Source organism: Synechococcus sp. MU1648, assembly GCF_023630615.1.
In the GTDB taxonomy this organism is placed as follows: Bacteria; Cyanobacteriota; Cyanobacteriia; order PCC-6307; family Cyanobiaceae; genus Parasynechococcus.
This window is the reverse complement of sequence record NZ_JAKUHI010000005.1, coordinates 100,668-118,481: the sequence shown is the minus strand read 5'-3', so window position 1 is coordinate 118,481 and position 17,814 is coordinate 100,668. Positions and strand designations below refer to the sequence as shown.

General features: G+C 61.5%; 19 protein-coding genes. 6 read left to right on the top strand and 13 right to left on the bottom strand.

The features are described from left to right. Positions 1 to 5: 5 nt before the first annotated feature. Positions 6 to 1,475 carry a leucyl aminopeptidase gene (locus tag NCN06_RS07585; protein ID WP_226398008.1) on the top strand — a complete coding sequence of 490 codons (1,470 nt, stop codon included), beginning with the start codon at positions 6 to 8 and terminating at the stop codon, positions 1,473 to 1,475. After that, positions 1,472 to 1,708: a hypothetical protein gene (locus tag NCN06_RS07580; RefSeq protein WP_115022300.1), complete on the top strand. Its 237-nt coding sequence runs from the start codon at positions 1,472 to 1,474 to the stop codon at positions 1,706 to 1,708. Before NCN06_RS07585 ends, NCN06_RS07580 begins: the two co-directional genes overlap by 4 nt. A gap of 15 nt (positions 1,709 to 1,723) precedes the next feature. Here the strand turns inward: NCN06_RS07580 and NCN06_RS07575 are convergent, their stop codons facing one another. From NCN06_RS07575 to NCN06_RS07535, 9 genes are all read right to left on the bottom strand, one after another. Continuing rightward, on the bottom strand, positions 1,724 to 1,906 hold the full coding sequence (locus tag NCN06_RS07575; RefSeq protein WP_115022302.1) for a hypothetical protein: 183 nt from the start codon (positions 1,904 to 1,906) through the stop codon (positions 1,724 to 1,726). Between the two features lie 166 nt (positions 1,907 to 2,072). Further along, a complete protein-coding gene (gene msrA, locus NCN06_RS07570) occupies positions 2,073 to 2,693 on the bottom strand; it encodes a peptide-methionine (S)-S-oxide reductase MsrA (protein WP_226398007.1) in 621 nt (206 codons plus the stop codon). Next, on the bottom strand, positions 2,690 to 3,871 hold the full coding sequence (lpxB, locus tag NCN06_RS07565) for a lipid-A-disaccharide synthase (RefSeq protein WP_226398006.1): 1,182 nt from the start codon (positions 3,869 to 3,871) through the stop codon (positions 2,690 to 2,692). Before lpxB ends, msrA begins: the two co-directional genes overlap by 4 nt. Next, on the bottom strand, positions 3,871 to 4,695 hold the full coding sequence (lpxA, locus tag NCN06_RS07560; protein ID WP_115022335.1) for an acyl-ACP--UDP-N-acetylglucosamine O-acyltransferase: 825 nt from the start codon (positions 4,693 to 4,695) through the stop codon (positions 3,871 to 3,873). The genes lpxB and lpxA overlap by 1 nt, the downstream gene beginning before the upstream one ends. 5 nt (positions 4,696 to 4,700) lie before the next feature. Next, the gene (gene fabZ, locus NCN06_RS07555) at positions 4,701 to 5,156 is read right to left on the bottom strand and encodes a 3-hydroxyacyl-ACP dehydratase FabZ (protein WP_115022337.1); all 456 of its coding nucleotides are present in this window, start codon (positions 5,154 to 5,156) and stop codon (positions 4,701 to 4,703) included. Next, positions 5,153 to 5,980 carry a UDP-3-O-acyl-N-acetylglucosamine deacetylase gene (gene lpxC / locus NCN06_RS07550; protein WP_226398005.1) on the bottom strand — a complete coding sequence of 276 codons (828 nt, stop codon included), beginning with the start codon at positions 5,978 to 5,980 and terminating at the stop codon, positions 5,153 to 5,155. The genes fabZ and lpxC overlap by 4 nt, the downstream gene beginning before the upstream one ends. Beyond that, the gene (locus NCN06_RS07545; RefSeq protein ID WP_250398811.1) at positions 5,980 to 8,175 is read right to left on the bottom strand and encodes a BamA/TamA family outer membrane protein; all 2,196 of its coding nucleotides are present in this window, start codon (positions 8,173 to 8,175) and stop codon (positions 5,980 to 5,982) included. Before NCN06_RS07545 ends, lpxC begins: the two co-directional genes overlap by 1 nt. Before the next feature lie 43 nt (positions 8,176 to 8,218). Next, positions 8,219 to 8,971, bottom strand: a complete 753-nt coding sequence (purC, locus tag NCN06_RS07540; RefSeq protein WP_115022341.1) for a phosphoribosylaminoimidazolesuccinocarboxamide synthase — start codon at positions 8,969 to 8,971, stop codon at positions 8,219 to 8,221. Next, entirely contained in the window at positions 8,968 to 9,861 is an 894-nt protein-coding gene (locus tag NCN06_RS07535; protein ID WP_226398003.1) for a hypothetical protein, read from the bottom strand. Before NCN06_RS07535 ends, purC begins: the two co-directional genes overlap by 4 nt. A gap of 58 nt (positions 9,862 to 9,919) precedes the next feature. Between NCN06_RS07535 and purD the strand changes: the two genes are divergently transcribed. Further along, positions 9,920 to 11,227, top strand: a complete 1,308-nt coding sequence (gene purD / locus NCN06_RS07530; protein WP_226398002.1) for a phosphoribosylamine--glycine ligase — start codon at positions 9,920 to 9,922, stop codon at positions 11,225 to 11,227. Further along, positions 11,224 to 13,290: a HAMP domain-containing sensor histidine kinase gene (locus NCN06_RS07525; protein WP_226398001.1), complete on the top strand. Its 2,067-nt coding sequence runs from the start codon at positions 11,224 to 11,226 to the stop codon at positions 13,288 to 13,290. The genes purD and NCN06_RS07525 overlap by 4 nt, the downstream gene beginning before the upstream one ends. A gap of 1 nt (position 13,291) precedes the next feature. On the opposite strand, the gene kaiC is transcribed toward NCN06_RS07525, so the two are convergent. The 3 genes from kaiC to NCN06_RS07510 form a co-directional block, all read right to left on the bottom strand. Then, positions 13,292 to 14,830: a circadian clock protein KaiC gene (gene kaiC / locus NCN06_RS07520; protein ID WP_115022615.1), complete on the bottom strand. Its 1,539-nt coding sequence runs from the start codon at positions 14,828 to 14,830 to the stop codon at positions 13,292 to 13,294. Positions 14,831 to 14,894: 64 nt separating this feature from the next. Continuing rightward, a complete protein-coding gene (kaiB, locus tag NCN06_RS07515) occupies positions 14,895 to 15,260 on the bottom strand; it encodes a circadian clock protein KaiB (RefSeq protein ID WP_115022346.1) in 366 nt (121 codons plus the stop codon). Further along, the gene (locus NCN06_RS07510; RefSeq protein WP_226398000.1) at positions 15,257 to 16,141 is read right to left on the bottom strand and encodes a circadian clock protein KaiA; all 885 of its coding nucleotides are present in this window, start codon (positions 16,139 to 16,141) and stop codon (positions 15,257 to 15,259) included. The genes kaiB and NCN06_RS07510 overlap by 4 nt, the downstream gene beginning before the upstream one ends. 132 nt (positions 16,142 to 16,273) lie before the next feature. Between NCN06_RS07510 and rplU the strand changes: the two genes are divergently transcribed. Both rplU and rpmA read left to right on the top strand, forming a co-directional pair. Continuing rightward, complete coding sequence (gene rplU / locus NCN06_RS07505; protein WP_115022350.1) at positions 16,274 to 16,639, top strand: 50S ribosomal protein L21; 366 nt, start codon at positions 16,274 to 16,276, stop codon at positions 16,637 to 16,639. A gap of 46 nt (positions 16,640 to 16,685) precedes the next feature. Continuing rightward, complete coding sequence (gene rpmA, locus NCN06_RS07500) at positions 16,686 to 16,952, top strand: 50S ribosomal protein L27 (protein WP_115022352.1); 267 nt, start codon at positions 16,686 to 16,688, stop codon at positions 16,950 to 16,952. A 71-nt stretch (positions 16,953 to 17,023) separates the two neighbouring features. On the opposite strand, the gene NCN06_RS07495 is transcribed toward rpmA, so the two are convergent. After that, positions 17,024 to 17,776, bottom strand: coding sequence for a class I SAM-dependent methyltransferase (locus NCN06_RS07495; protein ID WP_226397999.1), 753 nt, complete (start codon positions 17,774 to 17,776; stop codon positions 17,024 to 17,026). Between the last annotated feature and the right edge of the window lie 38 nt (positions 17,777 to 17,814).

Below are 17,814 nucleotides of genomic sequence, written 5' to 3'. Positions count from 1 at the left end.
CATCCATGCGCTTCTCCCTGTCCTCCAACGGTCTGCAGGAGTGGAACGGCAATGTGCTGGCGGTGGGGCTACCCCAGGGCGATGCCGATGCAACCGCAACGGCCTTGGAACAGCGCTTTGCGGGGATCACCGACGCCCTGAAACAGCAGGAGTTCAAGGGGAAGCCGGGTGATCAACTGGTGATCACGCCCCTGGGTGCTGGCCCAGAGCGCCTGGTGGTGCTGGGCCTGGGCGACGCCGATGGAATCGACATCGACCGCCTGCGCGGCGCCGCTGCCCGTGCAGCCAAGGCCGCGATCGGCTGTGGAGGCACTCTGGGACTGCAGTTGCCATGGCATGGAACCGATGCCACCGAAGCGGCCCGCATCAGTGCTGAAGCCGTGCGGCTCTGCCTTTACAAAGACCAGCGCTTCCGCAAGGAGGCGGAACCACGCCGGATCCCCGAAGCTCTTGAGCTGATCGACCTCGACCCGGCCGCCGCCAGCGGCTTTATGGCGGTCAACGCCACCTGTGCCGGCGTGGAGCTGGCCAGGGAGCTGGTGGCCGCCCCCCCCAATGTGGTTACCCCGGGCGCCCTGGCGGAAACAGCCGCCGGCATCGCCAGCGACCACGGCCTTGAGCTCAAGGTGCTGGAGCGCAGCGACTGCGAAGCCAAAGGCATGGGCGCCTTTCTGGCCGTGAGCCAGGGCTCCGATCTACCGCCCAAATTCATTCACCTGATTTACCGCCCAGAGGGCGAAGTGAAACGCCGCGTCGCCCTGGTGGGCAAGGGCCTCACCTTCGATTCCGGCGGTTACAACCTCAAGGTGGGCGCGGCGCAGATCGACATGATGAAGTTCGACATGGGCGGCAGCGCCGCTGTGCTGGGCGCCATGCGCAGCATCGCTGAACTCAAGCCAGCCGGCGTTGAGGTGCACATGGTGGTGGCCTCCTGCGAAAACATGGTGAACGGCTCTGCCGTCCACCCCGGTGACATCGTCACGGCCGCCAACGGCATGACGATCGAGATCAACAACACCGACGCTGAAGGCCGGTTGACCCTCGCCGATGCCCTGCTCTACGCCTGTGAGCAGGAGCCCGATGCCGTTGTGGATTTGGCAACCCTCACCGGAGCCTGCGTCATTGCCCTTGGCGATGAGATGGCCGGGTTGTGGTCCAACAACGACGACCTGGCGGAAGCCCTCGATGCCGCCGCCCATTCCGGCGGTGAAGGCCTGTGGCGCATGCCCCTGCGGCAGTCCTACAAGGATGGGCTGAAGTCATTGTTGGCCGACATGAAGAACACCGGTCCGCGGCCAGGGGGCTCGATCACCGCTGCCCTCTTCCTCAAGGAATTCGTGGCCAAGGAGACCGCCTGGGCCCACATCGACATCGCCGGGCCGGTCTGGAGTGACAAGGGCAAAGGCGTCAATCCAGCCGGTGCGACTGGCTACGGCGTGCGCACCCTGGTGAACTGGGTGCTGGCCCAGTCATGAGTCGATCCCCGGTGCGCTGGTACATCAAGGCTCAGCTGGGGGTGCTTCTGCTCCCGGTGGGCCTCTGCCTGTTCGGCGAAGCGATCAGCCGCAAGGTCGTTCAAATGCTGGGCAATGACGGTGGCCCCTGGTTCTGGTACGGAACCCTCAGCCTGATCTGTATCAATGCCGGTATTGGACTGATGATTGACAGCGGTCTCACCCGTGGCTTTCCAGGGCGACGTCAGGGCTGATCAAGACGCAACTGCTCAAGACGCAACAGCTTGAAGTTCCAGGGAGCGGCTTGGTGTTTCGAGCGCGTGGATCTGCCACCGTGCTCGCTCAGAGCAAGTTTCCAACACACGATCAAGGTCGTCAGACGCATGCTTCGGCGACGGATAGGGACCGATGTGACGGGTGCCAAGACCATCCTTAATGGTCAGCAGATACATACATTCCTCCACTTACCGACTGATCGTAAGCATGGCCGCAAGCCTGGTCGATGGCTGGAAACCCGTCTGTTCACTGAGAACTTGCTGAATCAATCAGGTTGCGGCGCTTAATCTTTTCAACAGGTTGATTGTCTATTTCTTAAGGAAGTTGACCGAATTCAGTGGTTTAACGCCATGGCTGACCGGTTCGCGCCTCAGCACCCCACACCGCATCCAGACGCCGGTCGCGACCGCAACTGAACCGATAAAAGTTGTATTTGAGGGAATTGTTCTCTGCGTAGTTCTGGTGGTAGCCCTCGGCAGGCCAAAACCGAGCCGCTTCCCTGAGCTCCACTTTCAGCGCGGCCCGCGGTTGCGACAGCTCGCGGGCCGCCGCCTCGGCACTGGCTTCAGCAGCCTGGGCCTGATCGGCATCGGCCGTAAAGATCACCGGCCTGTAGGAATCGCCGCGGTCGCAGAACTGACCACCGTCATCGAGGGGGTCCACATTGCGCCAATAGCTGCGCAGTAACTCGGCGTAACTGATTTGCTCAGGATCAAAACGCACCTGCACCGCTTCTTGATGGCCAGTGGTCTCGCTGCTGACCTGGCGGTAGGTGGGTCGCTCCACATGCCCGCCGCTGTAGCCGCTCACGGCATCACGCACCCCGGGCAGGTCCTCCAGGTCGTGCTCCAAACACCAAAAGCAACCACCGGCGAAGACGGCTGTCTCCAGTTCGGCCATGGCGCTCTGGGGCCAGCAGAACAGCATCAAGCAGGTAGAGAGCAGCAGCAGCGTTCGTTTCATCCGATCACCTGATCAAAAATGGCCTTAGCAGCCCGTCCGGTCACTCCGGGTGCACCAAGGGTGGCCCGCAACCGCTCATACCCTTCCAGCATCGCCCGGCGCTGCGGGGTGGCGGTCAACAGGGGTAAAGCCCTCTCCACCAAAGCTTCTGCGGTGAGTTCGTCCTGCAGCAGCTCCGGCACCAACCGCTGCTTGAGCAACAGATTCACCGGCGAGATGTGGTCCACCTGGAACCGCAGAACATGGCGTGCGACCCACGCCGTCAGTCGGCTCACGCGATATCCCACCACCTGCGGAACCCCCTGCAAAGCCAGTTCCAGATTCACCGTGCCGGATTTTCCCAGGGCGAGATCCGCCGCCGCACAAAGGGTGGTCTTAAGAGCATCGGCTTCAGCGGCCGGAATCACCCGGGCATGACACACACCAGCCTCCTCAAGCGCAACAGCTAGGGGGTGTTCGAACTGCTCCAGCCCGGCGGGAAGCAACACCTGAAGATCAGGGTGGCGCTGCTGCAGCAGGGCCGCCGCCTGGGCCAACGGTGGCATCAGGTAGCGCAACTCCTGGGGCCGGGATGCCGGCAGCAGCAACAACACCGGCGCCTCAGGATCCAGGCCCAATTGGCGTCGGGAGCTGGCGCGGTCGGGCAAATTCTGGAAACTGTCCAACAGCGGATGACCCACCCAGCTCACATCCGCACCGCGGGCCGCATAGAACTCGGCCTCCGCCGGGAAGATCGCCAGGATTTTGTTAGTGAACTCCAGCAGACGGGTGGTGCTGCCATCGCCGAAGCGCCAGGCCCATTCCTGGGGGGCGATGTAATACGTGATCGGCAGGTGGGGCCGTTGCTTCCGCAGCCGTGTGCCCAGCCGCACATTGGCTCCGACGTAGTCGATGAGCACCACCCCATCGAGGGGCCGTTCCTCAAGCAGCGCATCCACCCGGGCCTGCAGCCGCAGCGTGGGAAGAATCAACGGGACGGCCTCCCACAGACCGATCGCCCCCATCGGCGCGGTATCAGCGATCAACGAAGCCCCCGCCGCCTCCATGCGCGGTCCACCAAGGGCAAGCACTTCGAGCTCAATGCCCCTCCGTTCCGCCTCCAACCGCAGGGCCCGAATCAACAGGCTGCCCTGAAGATCACCGGAGACTTCACCGGTGCTGATCAGCAGCCGAACCATCAGCGGCCCTGCAGTGGCATCGGACCCCGTCGCCCCTGACCAGTGGATGCCTCGAGGAATCGGCAGAGGTGCTCGGCGGCCGGCAGCAACGCCTGGACTCGAGCCTGCTTGAGCGCATCTGCAATCACCAGATCGGAGCGATACATCAGGGTCCAGATCTCCTGAAGCTGCTTGAGTTCAGCGCCGTCGTGATTGCCGGCCATGCCACTGCGACGCAGGCCCACCCGGTTCAGACCCCGCACACGACCCGGATGGCCTTCCACCAGGCAGTACGGCGGAACATCCCTATCCACGCGGGTCATCCCGCCCACCATCGCCATCCCACCGATATGGACGAACTGGTGAATGCCCAAACAGCCACCAATCACGGCACGGTCTTCGATCACAACGTGGCCCGCCACCTGAATGGCATTGGACATCACGATGTTGTTTCCGAGATCGCAGTTATGCCCCAGATGGCAGTAGGCCATCAACAGGTTGCCGTTGCCGATACGGGTCACCTCGCCCTCTTCGGTGGCCCGGTTGATCGTCACGCATTCCCTCAGCGTGTTTCCATCCCCAATCAGCACCTCGGTTTCGGCACCGCGGTACTTGAGATCCTGCGGCGGCAGTCCGAGGCAGGCACCCGGGAACACCTTGTTGTCACGCCCCAGGGTCAGCCGACCGTCCAACACGGCATGGGGACCGATCCAGGTGTTCTCTCCGATCACCACCTGAGGGCCGACCACTGCACCAGGACCAATGACCACCCCCGAGGCCAGCTCGGCCTTCGGGTCCACCACTGCCGTGGGGTGAATCTGCTGTGACGCCGTTTGCTGCGACATCGCGCTCAATCCACCAGGGAGAACATCAATTCGCCGGAGCAGGCCAGATCTCCGTCCACCGTGGCCTCTGCCTTGACCTTGCCGAAGCGCTTGCGCTTAAGGCTGAGCAGTTCACAGCGGATCACCAGCTGATCTCCAGGAACCACAGGGCGCCGGAAGCGTACCCCGTCGATGCCGGCAAAAACGAACAGTCCTTTGGGCAGATCGGGCATCTGGGTCACGATCAACCCGCCCACCTGCGCCATGGCTTCCACAATCAGCACCCCAGGCATCAGCGGGCGCTCTGGGAAATGCCCCTGGAACTGGGGCTCGTTCATCGTCACGTTCTTGATCGCCGTGGCCGAAACCCCGGGCTCATGGGCAATGACCCGATCCACCAGAGCAAAGGGGTAACGGTGCGGAAGCAAACCGGCGATCTGCTCGCTGGTAAGCACGATGTCTGGGGTGGTGGATTCAGTCACAAAGCGGCTGCGAGATCGGTGTGAAGACCATGGGATCCCCTGTACACAAGAACCTGTGCCTGGGGAAAACCGACGAGGGCCAGGTCGCCGATCAGATCCAAGAGCTTATGGCGCACCGGTTCATCCTCGAACCGCAGCGGAGGATTCATCCACTGATCGCCGTCACAGACCAGGGCGTTGTCCAGGGCTCCGCCCTGGATCAAGCCGGCAGCGCGCAGCTGCTCCACCTGCTCCCGGAAGCCAAAGGTGCGTGCCGGAGCAATCTCATCCACGAACCGCTGGGGCGTGAGGTCCAAGGCGAACTGCTGACGGCCGATGGCCTGCTGAGGAAAATCGATAATTCCCACGACAGCGAAGCGGTCCGCCGGGGTGGCCGTGATCACACTGCTGCCGCGATGACGCATGAGTGGTTGGTCCAACTGGGGTGGAGCCGGCCTGGGGGTTGCCGCAGAGACCAAACCCGCCGCAGCGATGGCCTCCACCCAAACCAGCGCTGAGCCATCCAGCAGGGGGACTTCCTGACCGCTGACCACGATCTCGACATGACTGAGGCCGCAACCCGCCAGGGCCGCCAGCAGATGTTCAACGGTGGCCACCTTGCTGGGGCCAAGATCCAGCGTGGTGCACAACTGGCTGTCACGCACCTGATCCGGCCGTAGCTGGATCGATTGCTCCATCCCCGGCAAGCGCATGTGGAATCCCGGCTGATCCGTCGGGCAAAGCTGCACCGTGGCCTCAGCCCCACTGTGGAGACCGACGCCGGAGCATGTTGTCTCAGCCGCCAGGGTCCAGGCAGCTGAGTAGTCCTGAGGCCAGCTGGTCACTAAAACTTCCAGCCCACTCCCAGATTGAAGCGCCAGTCGGAGGCGAAGTCCTTGCTGGCCACCTCAAGTCGGATCGGACCGACCGGCGTGGTGACAATCACGCCGGTACCCAGCGAAACACCGGAGCCATCCTTATCGAGCAGCAGGCCCGGCTTGCCTGGCACATCCTTCTGAGTGCCGAAATCGGTACCGGCATCCATGAACACCTCACCAGAGAAGATGCTGATCAGCGGGAAGCGGTACTCGATTGTGAGTTCACTGAAGGCCTTGGACACAGCAAGGTCGCAGTCGTACCAACCCCGAATCGAGTTGGATCCACCCATGCAGAACGCTTCGTATGGAGGCGCTTCACCCATGATGGCGCCACCCTTGATCTGCACACCGATGGCTTGCGGGCAATCGGCCTCTTCGCCGGGCTTGGGACGGCAACCCTTGTGAAGCTTCAGCCAGTCCACCGGGAAGAACTGGGTGTAGCTGGCCCGTAGCCGGTTGAAGGTGGGCGAATCGTTATTGATGCCGACGAACTGCTCGGTTCCGGCGGTGAAGAAGTTTCCGCTAGTGGGATTGCGAGAATTGTTGAAATTGTTGTAGGTGGTGGCGACACGCACCCCCACAAGGGTGTTGCTGTCAGCGCAGTTGTACGACACGCAAATGATGTCGTCGTTTTTAACTTTCTTGCCCAAGTTATTTGTGGAGACGCCGTAGGGCCTTGAGTCACCGGCAAAGTTGATCGGCCGCACCTCAGCGAAGGACATGCCAGCAAGCACATTCCACTTGGCATCCTTGTAAGGATCACCACCGTTCAGGGGGCGGGCAAAGGAAAAGCTGCCGCCGGTCTTGCGCAGCACCACCGTGTCTCCCTCGTAGTCAAACCAACTGCGGTTGGGATATTCGTCCTCAGCCTTGTTGATGTTGCCCGGAGCATCACCATCAGTGAAGCCGTAATTGCGGCCTGTCCGGTAGGCCTTGTTGGTGTTGTTGTCGACGTAGTGCTTGGCCGTGCGGATGTTGCCGTTGTCTTCGCTCTGGAAGACCTGAGGCACCTGCTGGCTCAAGAACAAAGACGTTCGGAAGCTGGTGCGGTGGTTGTCGCCGTAGATCCAGGGATCCGAGAAGTTGAGGTTGGCCAGACCGCCGTACTGGCCGTAGGTGATGTTCGTACCCAGAGTCCAGGCACGTCCAAAGAAATTGGTCTCCTGGACCTGCACCTGACCGAACACGCCCTGGCTCTGGCTGTAGCCAAGGCCGCCAGAAAGCTGACCGGTGGACTGCTCAACGATGCCGAGAACAATGAACACATCCCCTGGCACCTCGGGCACAGGCCGCAGCGTCACCTTCACATCACTGAAGAGCTGGGTTCCGTATAACCGTTTGATATCCCTCTCAAGCTTGTTTCGGTTGAAGGGATCTCCAGGCTGAATCGAGATCTCCCGGGTGATCACCCACTCTTTGGTCTTACCGCCAATGGGATTTCCATTCTCATCGGTGTCATCCCCCTCCTTGTTGAGGAATTTGACTTCGACGCCAGCCACGCTGCCCTGAAGCAGTTTCAGTGTGACCACCCCATCGGGGCTGACCCGCTCAGGACCAGACACCCGAGCCAGGGAGTAGCCCTCACTGGCCATCCAGCTCTGCAGGGCCTTCATCCGCTGCTGCAGGTCGTTGAGGTTGAGCGTGCGGCCGTAATCCGACGCAAACGTCTCTTCCACCACCGCATCGGGCAGAAGAGCCTCGTCGTCGGCACTGATCTCGACAGCACTAAGGGAGGGGAAGGGAGCGACCTGCACAACCACCTGCACGCCGAGCGGTCCGTTCTGGGGAACGATCCGCACATCCGAGAACCAACCCGTGGCCTGAATGCCATTCAAATCGTTCTGCAGCTCCTCCCGTGTGACACGCATCCCCGGACGCACCTGCATCGCGTCGTAAGTGGAGATCTGAAGGCGTTCCTCCTCCGGGTGACCCTCGATGCCCTCAATCAGCACCTCGGAGATCAGAACCCTGGGCTGCTCGATAACTGTCTCTTCAACAACCGTTTCCTCAACAACCGTCTCCTCCACCTCGACCGTTTCGGCGGCAGACGGCGGAGACTCCTGGGCCAGCACCGGCTGGGCAACCAGGGGCATCCCCAGCATCAGACCCAACACCGTGCGACGAACAGCAACCGAGGAGCGGCGAGACGAACGGCGTGTCATCGAGGCGCAGGCTGGGCCGAAGCCACAAAAAGGTGCGCCGACCTTACAGGCAGTTGCGGGGGTTCGCGCAGGTGCCTTGGACCCGTTTGAGGACCTCCCCGTAGGCCTCCATCACCCCGCCGAGATCCTTGCGGAAGCGATCCTTGTCCAAAATCCGGTCCTCGGCGTTGCTGTTGCGGCGGTCCCAGAGCCTGCAGGTGTCAGGGCTGATCTCATCAGCAAGCAGGAGTGTTCCATCGGACGCGAGCCCCAACTCCAACTTGAAATCCACCAGCTGCAGATCAATTTCTTCAAAAAAAGGCCGCAGCACCCCATTCACCCTGCGGGCAAGTTGTTCAATTGCTGACAGTTGCGCTGGGTCCGCCACACCCAGCAGATGCACGCGGGCCTCGGTCAACAGCGGATCCCCAAGGGCGTCGTCCTTGTAATACAGATCCAACAGGGCTGGATCGATGGGTGTGCCCTCGGCGATTGGGGTCTGACGGCAGAGCGATCCTGTGGCGGTGTTGCGGAGAACCACCTCCAAGGGAATGATCTCCACCCGTCGCACCTGCATCCAGGTCTCCCCGGCCAGACCGCAGTAATGGGTCGGCACCCCCTCGCGCTCCAGCAGCTCGAACAACCTTGCCGAGATCTGACAATTCAGCCGACCTTTGTTCTCCAGCTGGGCTTTTTTCTGGGCATTGAAGGCCGTGGCGTCGTTTTTGAACTCCACCAGCACCCGGTCGGGATCCGCGCTCGCGAACACCCGCTTCGCCTTGCCCTCGTAAAGCAGCTCTCCGTGATCGGGCGTCATGGCGACGGTGCAACGGCAGAAGGACTTACATCAGCATGGCCTCCGGGGTCCCGCGGTGAACGCAGCAGGGGATCGGGGTCGTTCTCCGGCTGCAGTTGCTGGAGGGCATAGCGGTCGTCAAGGACAGTGGCCAACCGTTCCATCCGCTGCCGCGGCCGGGCGCCATCGCCCCCTGCAGCCAGCTGCAGTTGCAGCTGCTGATGCAACAGCTCCATCGCCAATCCCCAGGCCTCTGCCGCCGCCGCCTGATCCAAGGCGGTTTCCAGCAGTTGATCCGCTTGCTCAAACTGATCGGTATCGTGCCATTGCGCCGCTCGCGCCATTCGCCTCGCCCCCTGCACACCCGACAGATCCGCCATCAACTGCACCTCCACAGCCACAGCGTTTCGGCCCTGGGCTGCCTCGTGCAAAGCCAACTGATCCAGGCCATTGACCTGACCCGGCAACAGCGGGGCGTTCAGGGCGGTCAGGTTGCCGACCACCAAACGCCTTAGGGCCAAAGCCGCCTGGCGGTGATCCAGGGCTGCTGCTGCTGCTCGCCAGCGCAGCAACAGCCACCTCCGCCGTTCATCGCCAGCCCTTGGGCTGTAGCGATTGAGCACCACCGCCGCCGCTTCGGGTGCGCCACAGCTCATCAAGGCTTCGGCGTTCTCCAACACCAAGTCCAACGAATCGATGACGGGATGCAGCGCCAAAAGTCGATCGCGCAAGTCCTGGCGACGGCGATCGGTATCAGCGATCAGCGGGTCCAGACAGGCCTGCTCCGCAGCGGCCACATCCATCTCAACGAGAACGGTCTGAAAGCGTTCCTCGCGCATCACCTGCTGATCGGGTGCCGCCGTGACAGCAGCCAGAAGGGTGAGAGCGAAGGGGAAAAGGGGAGTCCCCATGACGGGCTGCGGTCTACAAAGGAAAACCTACGAGGCCCAAACCGTTCCTTCCGAAACCATGGCCATCTCGTCCACCCGTCCCAGCACGCTGCCCACGCTCCAACGTGCCCTCGTCGTCGGCAGCGGCGGCAGGGAACAGTCCCTGGCCTGGGCGCTGAGCCGTTGCCCCGGTCTGGAGACGGTCTGGATCACCCCAGGTAATGGAGGCGATGAAGGCAGCGCCCTGGCCGTGGCCGAAACCGATAGCGCTGGGTTGATTGCCCTCTGCCAGCAGAACGCCGTTGATCTGGTGGTGGTGGGGCCGGAAGCTCCTCTGGCCGCTGGCGTGGCCGATGCCCTGCGCGATGCAGGCTTCTCCGTGTTCGGCCCAGGAGCAGAGGGCGCCCAACTGGAGGCCAGCAAGGCCTGGGCCAAACAGCTGATGCAGGAGGCCGGGGTCCCCACGGCAGGCCACTGGGCGGTGGCCAATGAGGCGGAAGCGCTCGCGGTCTTGCGGGAGGTGCAACGTCCACTGGTGGTCAAAGCTGATGGCTTGGCCGCCGGCAAGGGCGTCACGGTGGCGAACACAGTGGAAGAGTCGGAAGTCGCCATCCGCGAGGCCTTCGAAGGGCGGTTCGGTGCTGCGGGCTCTCAGCTGGTGCTGGAAGAGCGGATGGAGGGTCCTGAAGTGTCGGTGTTCGCCCTGTGCGATGGGGAGCGGATGGTGATGTTGCCACCAGCGCAGGACCACAAGCGGCTCAATGAAGGCGATCGCGGTCCCAACACCGGTGGCATGGGCGCCTATGCCCCCGCCCCGCTTCTGGATGCCGACGGGCTCGACGCCGTGCGCCACCTCGTGCTCGAGCCCACATTGGAGGCCCTACGACGTCGAGGTATCGATTACCGCGGGGTGATCTATGCAGGCCTGATGCTCACGGCCGATGGCCCCCAGGTCATTGAATTCAACTGTCGCTTCGGTGATCCCGAATGCCAGACGTTGATGCCCCTACTGGGCCCCGAGATCGCCGCCGTGCTTCAGGCCTGTGCCCTGGGCCGCCTTGATCTGGCCCCGCAGCTGAGCATCACCGACCGTTGCAGTGCTTGCGTTGTGGCCGCAGCGGAGGGCTACCCAGAAGCACCCCGCAAAGGCGATGCCATCCGCATCGACCTCCCCCCAAGCCCCGACCATCAGCTGTTCCACGCCGGCACCCGCCGCGAAAGCACCGGGGAACTGCTCACCGCAGGGGGCCGGGTGCTGGCCGTGGTAGCCCAGGGCGATGACTTCGATGCGGCGTTTGCAGGGGCCTACAACGGTCTGAACCAACTGGATTACGCCGGAATCACCTACCGTCGCGATATAGGTCATCAAGTGCGCTCGGGCGGATGAGCAGCAGCAGCGGAGCCACGATCGCTGATTGGGCTCTTCCCCCCCACGGCAAACCCCCGGGGGAAGACCAGAACCTGTGGGACCGCATCACCGCCTGGTGGGCGGAATTCACCCTCCAGACCAAGCTGCTGGCGATCGCCACCCTGGTGGTGAGTTTGATGATGACGGGCATCACATTTTTCGCGCTGAATGGAATTCAGCGCGATGCAGTGATGAGCGACACGCGCTATGCCAGGGATCTTGGCTTGCTGCTGGCAGGAAATGTCACCGAACTGGTGGCCCAGGGCCAGGACCGTGAGCTCGCCAACGTCGCCGAAAAGTTCTGGCGCTCGAGTCGCAGCGTTCGCTACATCTTCTTCGCCGATCCCGAAGGCGTCGTTTATTTGGGGATCCCGATCAGCGCCACCCCCAGCAATGGCGATGGGGAACTGCGTCTGAATCGCCGGTTGGAACTGCCTGACGAGCTGCGCCGACGCCCACAGAACCCCTTGGTTCGGCAACACTTGACGCCCCAAGGGGCCGTCACAGACGTGTTTGTCCCCCTGATTCGGGGAGGTCAGTACTACGGCGTGCTCGGCCTCGGTGTGAACCCGAATGAAACCGCCCTGGCCAGTGCAGCCCTCACCCGCGAAGTCACGGTGGCGGTGTTCATCTCGATCTGGGTGCTGGTGATTCTTGGAGCCGTGTTCAATGCCCTCACCATCACCCGTCCAGTCAAGGAACTGCTGCGGGGGGTGCGCTCCGTCGCCTCAGGCAACTTCGGAACTCGTGTTGACCTGCCGGTGGGAGGGGAACTGGGAGAGTTACTGAACGGCTTCAACGCCATGGCCTCTCAACTCGAGGCCTATGACGAAGCCAACATCGAGGAACTCACGGCCGCCCAGGTCAAGCAGCAATCGTTGATCGCCACCATGGCGGACGGGGCGATGCTGCTGGATGCCGACGGAAGGATCGTGCTGGCGAATCCCACAGCGAGGCGCCTGTTCCGCTGGGAAGGGCGCAGCCTGGAAGGCCAGGAGCTGGTGGGAGAACTACCCGAACTGCTGGCGATCGAATTGCATAGTCCCCTTGATGCACTGCTGGGTGGTGCCTCTGACAGTGAAGATCTGCGCTGCAGCGTGGGGGAACCAGCCCGCACCCTGCGCATCGTTCTGCAGGCCGTGCGTGATGCCAGCGGAGAAAGCCTCAAAGGCATCGCCGTCACCATCCAGGACCTCACCCGCGAGGTGGAGCTGAATGCAGCCCAGAGCCGTTTCATCAGCAACGTCTCCCACGAATTGCGCACCCCGCTGTTCAACATCAAGAGCTACGTCGAAACCCTGCACGACCTCGGCGATCAGCTCAGCCCTGAAGAACACAAGGAGTTTCTCGGGGTTGCCAACGACGAAACCGATCGACTCACCCGATTGGTTAACGATGTGCTGGATCTCTCCCGGTTGGAGTCGGGTCGAACACTGCAGTTCGAACCGATCAGCATGCGCCCGGCCATGGAGCAGACCTTGCGTACCTACAGGCTGAATGCCGAGGATCGCCAGGTTGAGCTGGTGCTGGATGTTCCGGAAGACTTGCCTGAAGTGCTGGGCAACTGGGACCTTCTGCTCCAGGTGCTCGACAACCTGATGGGCAATGCCCTCAAGTTCAGCCGCCCCGGTGGCCCCCTCGCGCTGAGGGCCTATGCCTGGCCCGACACCTGTTCTGTGGAGGGAACAGCGATCACGGGAAGTGATGGACCCACCTGCGCCCTCACCTCACCGCTGCCCAAGCTCAGGGTGGAAATCGCCGACACGGGATGCGGGATCAGTAATGCCGATCAGGAACGCATCTTCGATCGCTTCTTCCGGGTCGAAAATGCCGTTCACACTGAAGTGGGCACCGGGCTGGGCCTCTCAATCGTGCAGGGCATCCTCGAGAAACACGGGGCTCAAATTCAGATGGTGAGTGAGCCTGAAGTCGGAACGACCTTCTGGTTCGAGCTGCCGTTAGCGGTAGCCGACAAAGATGAGTTGCAACTACAAGCAGAGCGTCGCAGTCGCAACTCCATCGCCGAGGCCGTCGAGCTTTAGATCAATCCTCGCTGGAGACGCCCCGGGCGATGCGCGACAACTCGCTGCGCTCATCCGATGTCACCCGATGAGGCACACCGGAGATGATCCGCTCGAAGTTGGAGAAGGAGTCCTTGATCTGTGGACCATTGCCCGTGATCACAAATTCACGGATGCCCTTGTCGTGCCAGGAACCACGCATCTTGAACACGTTCAAGGCACGGGCCATCTCACCGCGGATCTCGACGTACTGCAGCAGCAGGATCGTGTCGGTGATGGTGGAGATGTGGGAATCAGTGATCGAGTGGCTGCCCATGAACTCCTCGGAGGTGTTCGTGAAGAAGCCAGCGATCTCCTCCTGCTTCGCATATCCGGTCACCCCGATCACGAACTGACGGAAGGCGTTATGGCTCACGCCGCGCGCCAGGGCTGAGAGGGAGTCGATCGCCATCCGCGACGGCTTGAACTGACTGATCTCCGTTTTGATGATCTGCAGATGATCTTCAAGACCCGTGGATTCGGGGTAGGCGCAGATGATCTTGAGCAGTCCGTCCTGCTCCATCTGTTCAAAATCGATGCCCCAGCTGGTGCCATTGCGGAGCAACTGAGCGCGCGATTCCTCATAGGCGAAGAGGATGGCGCGTTCCTTGTTTCGGCAGGCGTCTTCAATGAATTTGGAGACGAGCATCGTCTTGCCCGTGCCCGTGGCACCGGTGGCCAAAATGATCGAATCCTTGAAGAAGCCGCCACCGCACATGTCGTCGAGGCGAGGCACACCAGAACTCACCCGCACATTCGACGACCGTTGGGTGAGGCGCATGGCCCCAAGCGGGAAGATGCTGATGCCGTGGGTTCCCATGGTGAAGGGGAACTCACCCTTCATGTGGGTCGTGCCCCGCAGCTTGAGAATTTCAACAGTGCGCCGGCGCCGCTCTCCCTCAAGCACGTTGCGGAGGATCACCACATTGTCGGAGACGAATTCCTCAACGCCATAGCGGGCGATAGGGCCGTACTCGTCGATGCGCTCGGTGGTCATCACCGTGGTGACGCCAATTTCCTTGAGCCGGGCGATCAAGCGAAAAATCTCACGGCGCACCACAAACACTGCGTCGTATTGCTGGAACACCGCCGTGATCGAATCAATAGCAACACGCTTGGCTTTGTACTTACGGATGGCGTAGTTAATCCGCTCGATCAGACCCGAGAGATCAAAACTTCCGGCCACATCCTGACCATCGGGATCCGGTGAGGCATCAAGGATGAACAGCTTGTCCTGCTCGACCATCTCCTGCAGGTTCCAACCGAAGCTGGCGGCATTGCGCAGGATGTCGAGGGGCGACTCCTCGAAGGTGACGAAGATGCCGGGTTCGTCGAAATCCTTGATGCCGTTGTGGAGGAAGTGCAGCGAGAACACCGTCTTCCCGGTGCCGGACGTACCGCTAATCAGCGTGCTACGGCCGATCGGTAGGCCGCCCTGGCAGACATCATCAAAGCCCTCGATCCCTGTCGGGAGCTTTTGAACCTGCATCTGAGGCTGACCGCTGGTCGGAGGGAACTGCATGGCGAACACCTATGACTTGACGGTAGTGAGCAGAGTTGAACCGTGCTGGAGCGCACCATGTCGCTTAAGGATCCGACGTGATCGTCGTGTCGGTCTCCTCATCGACAGCATCGATCACACTTGAGTTAAGAGCCGTGTCGGACAGCTCGTCGTACAGAAGATCGAGACCGATCAGAACCCGCTCCCGATCAGAGAGATCACCGATGATGCGGCGCACCGGCGGGGGAAGAATCTTGGACAACGTCGGCGTTGCAAGAATTTTGTCCTCCTCCGCCAGTTGCGGATTTTTGAGCACATCAATCACCTTGAGGGCATAGACACCCCTGAATTCGGTTTCAAGGATGTTGCGCAAGGTTTTCAGCGCCCGCATCGAATTGGGCGTGTTGCCCGCCACGTAGAGCTTGAGGATGTAGGTCTTGCGGGGACTCATGACGACTCCTCCGAGGCATCGAGCTGATCCATCGGGCGACGTACACGGCTGGAGGCCGTGCCCGATAAAGGAAGGTCCGGCGGAATGGAACGCCGGTACATCTCACACAGATGGGCCATCACGTCGAGAAGCGCAAGGCGGTAATCCTGAAGAAAGTCATGTTTGTGGCCCTCCAAACTCAGCTGTTTCCAGAATTCATCGATGAGATCCACGTGAATCTCAACGGTTCGCGTGATCGGCAGATCACTGAAAAAAGCTGTATTCACAAAGCTTTCCAGGGCCTGGTTGGACGCTGCCGGATCACTGAAATAACTCGCGAGTAAGTCCCGATAGGTGCGTTGCAGCGAAAGGAGCAAATCCCGGCGCTCTTCAGGAGCCAAGCTCCCTAAAAATCGAGACGGATCACGTTTGTAGAAAACCCCGAGATAACCGAGTCGTTCCTGTAGACGTTCGGAGAGGTTGTCAACGGCTTTGCTTCGGCTGGCGGGGTCTTCTTGGCGGCCATCGGCGCGGCCCTGCCGCAGAAAGCGGGAAATTGCCGCGTCAACGTTGTATCCCAGCTGGGCCAGCTGGTCGTCGGGCAGATGCAGCTCCTCGGGGTGGTAATCCACATGACCCTTCACTTCCCCAACGATCACGGCCGGGAAGAGCAGACCAGCAGAGAGCAGCTGCTCCCTGACCTCAGCGTCCAGAAGAGTCTGCTCAAGCACCACGGCATCGAAGTCGTCCTGCCTGGGCCCGAGGACGGCCGTCAGGGCCTCTCCAGCTTCAACACTTAGGACAACAGACTCATAGCGATTGGACGGCAGCCACTGGAGACAGGATTCCACCAGAGAAGGGCTGTCGAGGACGAGAGCAACAGTGAGGGCCGGCCTGGCCATCCGTTCAGCCGAATCATTGAAGTATCTGAATCTTGACGAGGGGGGGCGTCAGAGACGAAGATCTTTGTTTGTCTTTCGATTGCGGATCAGGCCTGAATCGGTTCGCCGAGCCTGAACGCGTCTTTTCACCCTATGGCCGACACCAAACCAGCCGCGGAACAGAGCGGGACCTACGCCATCGTTGAGGCGTCCGGCACCCAGATCTGGTTGCAGCCCAACCGTTACTACGACCTCGACAGGCTTCAAGCCGAGGTGGACGACACGATCAAGCTCGAGAACGTGCTTCTGGTTAAGGACGGCGGGGGCACCACCCTGGGCCAGCCCTACGTCAAGGACGCCACCGTGTCCCTCAAGGTGATGGCCCATCGCCGCGGGCCCAAGGTGATTGTGTACAAGATGCGCCCCAAAAAGAAAACCCGCCGCAAGAATGGTCATCGGCAGGAACTCACCCGGGTGATGGTTGAGTCCATCTCCGTGGGCGGCAAGGCCATCAGCTGACCTCATCCACCCGCTTCATCGAACGCCCCCACCACCATTCCTTCTCATGGCACATAAAAAAGGCACAGGCTCAACCCGTAACGGCCGCGACTCGAACGCCAAACGTCTTGGCGTGAAGGCCTACGGCGGAGAAACCGTCACCGCCGGATCCATCCTCATCCGCCAGCGCGGCACCTCCGTTCTTCCCGGTGTCAATGTCGGCAAGGGCAAAGACGACACCCTGTTTGCCCTCACCGATGGCGTGGTGAAGTTCGAATCAATCCGCCGCGGCCTGCGCAATCGCAAGCGCATCAACATCACCGCAGCGGTCTGAGTTTCGACGCAAGCAACGATGAAAAGCCCCAATGCCAATTCGGCATTGGGGCTTTTTTTATTGCCTCAGCCTCAGGGACGGCGGTACAGCCGGGCCGTAATCAGCAAGGGATGAAACACCTCCAGGAACTGGGCCTGCAGGGTGCGGAAAAACCCGTCCACCAGCGCCGGATCATCAAAGTGGAAGGGGTACTCCCCCTGATGTCCCTTGAAGAAGTACCAGTTCAGGAGGGCAATGGCCCCAGGGGCCATGCGCTGGTGAAACTCCAGCAACTGCGCCGAGGGATCCGGCAGGTGTTCCAGCACATCGAGGCAGACCACCGCATCGAAACGCACGTCACCCGTGCTGCTGAGGTCCCGATGCACCGAGAGTTTGTCCGCCAGACCCAAGCTTTCAGCCCGTTGCTGCACAAAGGCCTGGTTGTGGGGGTTGAGATCAACAAACCAGACGTGGTCGACCTCCGGAAGCGCCGCCGCCGAAAGGGCATGGGTGCCGATGCCACCACCGAAATCCAGCACCTGGCCTTGCACGGCAATACCTTGCAGCCGCAGGGTGTCCGCGATGTAGTCCGCACTGGAGAGGTGCCAAGCCGCCAGCTCCAGCAGGTGACCGGTACCCACCGTGTCCTCATAAAAGGCGGTGGCGTCCTCCGGTCGAAACGCACCGGGGTGCAGATCCGCCAGGTCGTCGGTGCTGCTGGGCAGACGCTGCTCCAGAAGCTCCGGCGTCAGGTTGAGATAACGGCTCAGATGTTGCTTGATGCCAAGACCGTTCGCCAGAAAAGCAGAGACGTCCACATCCGTGCTGCTGCGGAGCTGGGGCATGAATGGGCGTCAGGGCGCGGCCAACCTACGCAGACGGC

Coding starts and splice junctions, on each gene's coding strand:
- NCN06_RS07585 (WP_226398008.1), top strand. CDS start 6: ATGCGCTTCTCCCTGTCCTCCAACGGTCTGCAGGAGTGGAACGGCAAT.
- NCN06_RS07580 (WP_115022300.1), top strand. CDS start 1,472: ATGAGTCGATCCCCGGTGCGCTGGTACATCAAGGCTCAGCTGGGGGTG.
- NCN06_RS07575 (WP_115022302.1), bottom strand. CDS start 1,906: ATGTATCTGCTGACCATTAAGGATGGTCTTGGCACCCGTCACATCGGT.
- msrA (WP_226398007.1), bottom strand. CDS start 2,693: ATGAAACGAACGCTGCTGCTGCTCTCTACCTGCTTGATGCTGTTCTGC.
- lpxB (WP_226398006.1), bottom strand. CDS start 3,871: ATGGTTCGGCTGCTGATCAGCACCGGTGAAGTCTCCGGTGATCTTCAG.
- lpxA (WP_115022335.1), bottom strand. CDS start 4,695: ATGTCGCAGCAAACGGCGTCACAGCAGATTCACCCCACGGCAGTGGTG.
- NCN06_RS07545 (WP_250398811.1), bottom strand. CDS start 8,175: ATGACACGCCGTTCGTCTCGCCGCTCCTCGGTTGCTGTTCGTCGCACG.
- purC (WP_115022341.1), bottom strand. CDS start 8,971: ATGACGCCCGATCACGGAGAGCTGCTTTACGAGGGCAAGGCGAAGCGG.
- NCN06_RS07535 (WP_226398003.1), bottom strand. CDS start 9,861: ATGGGGACTCCCCTTTTCCCCTTCGCTCTCACCCTTCTGGCTGCTGTC.
- purD (WP_226398002.1), top strand. CDS start 9,920: ATGGCCATCTCGTCCACCCGTCCCAGCACGCTGCCCACGCTCCAACGT.
- NCN06_RS07525 (WP_226398001.1), top strand. CDS start 11,224: ATGAGCAGCAGCAGCGGAGCCACGATCGCTGATTGGGCTCTTCCCCCC.
- kaiC (WP_115022615.1), bottom strand. CDS start 14,830: ATGCAGTTCCCTCCGACCAGCGGTCAGCCTCAGATGCAGGTTCAAAAG.
- kaiB (WP_115022346.1), bottom strand. CDS start 15,260: ATGAGTCCCCGCAAGACCTACATCCTCAAGCTCTACGTGGCGGGCAAC.
- NCN06_RS07510 (WP_226398000.1), bottom strand. CDS start 16,141: ATGGCCAGGCCGGCCCTCACTGTTGCTCTCGTCCTCGACAGCCCTTCT.
- rplU (WP_115022350.1), top strand. CDS start 16,274: ATGGCCGACACCAAACCAGCCGCGGAACAGAGCGGGACCTACGCCATC.
- rpmA (WP_115022352.1), top strand. CDS start 16,686: ATGGCACATAAAAAAGGCACAGGCTCAACCCGTAACGGCCGCGACTCG.
- NCN06_RS07495 (WP_226397999.1), bottom strand. CDS start 17,776: ATGCCCCAGCTCCGCAGCAGCACGGATGTGGACGTCTCTGCTTTTCTG.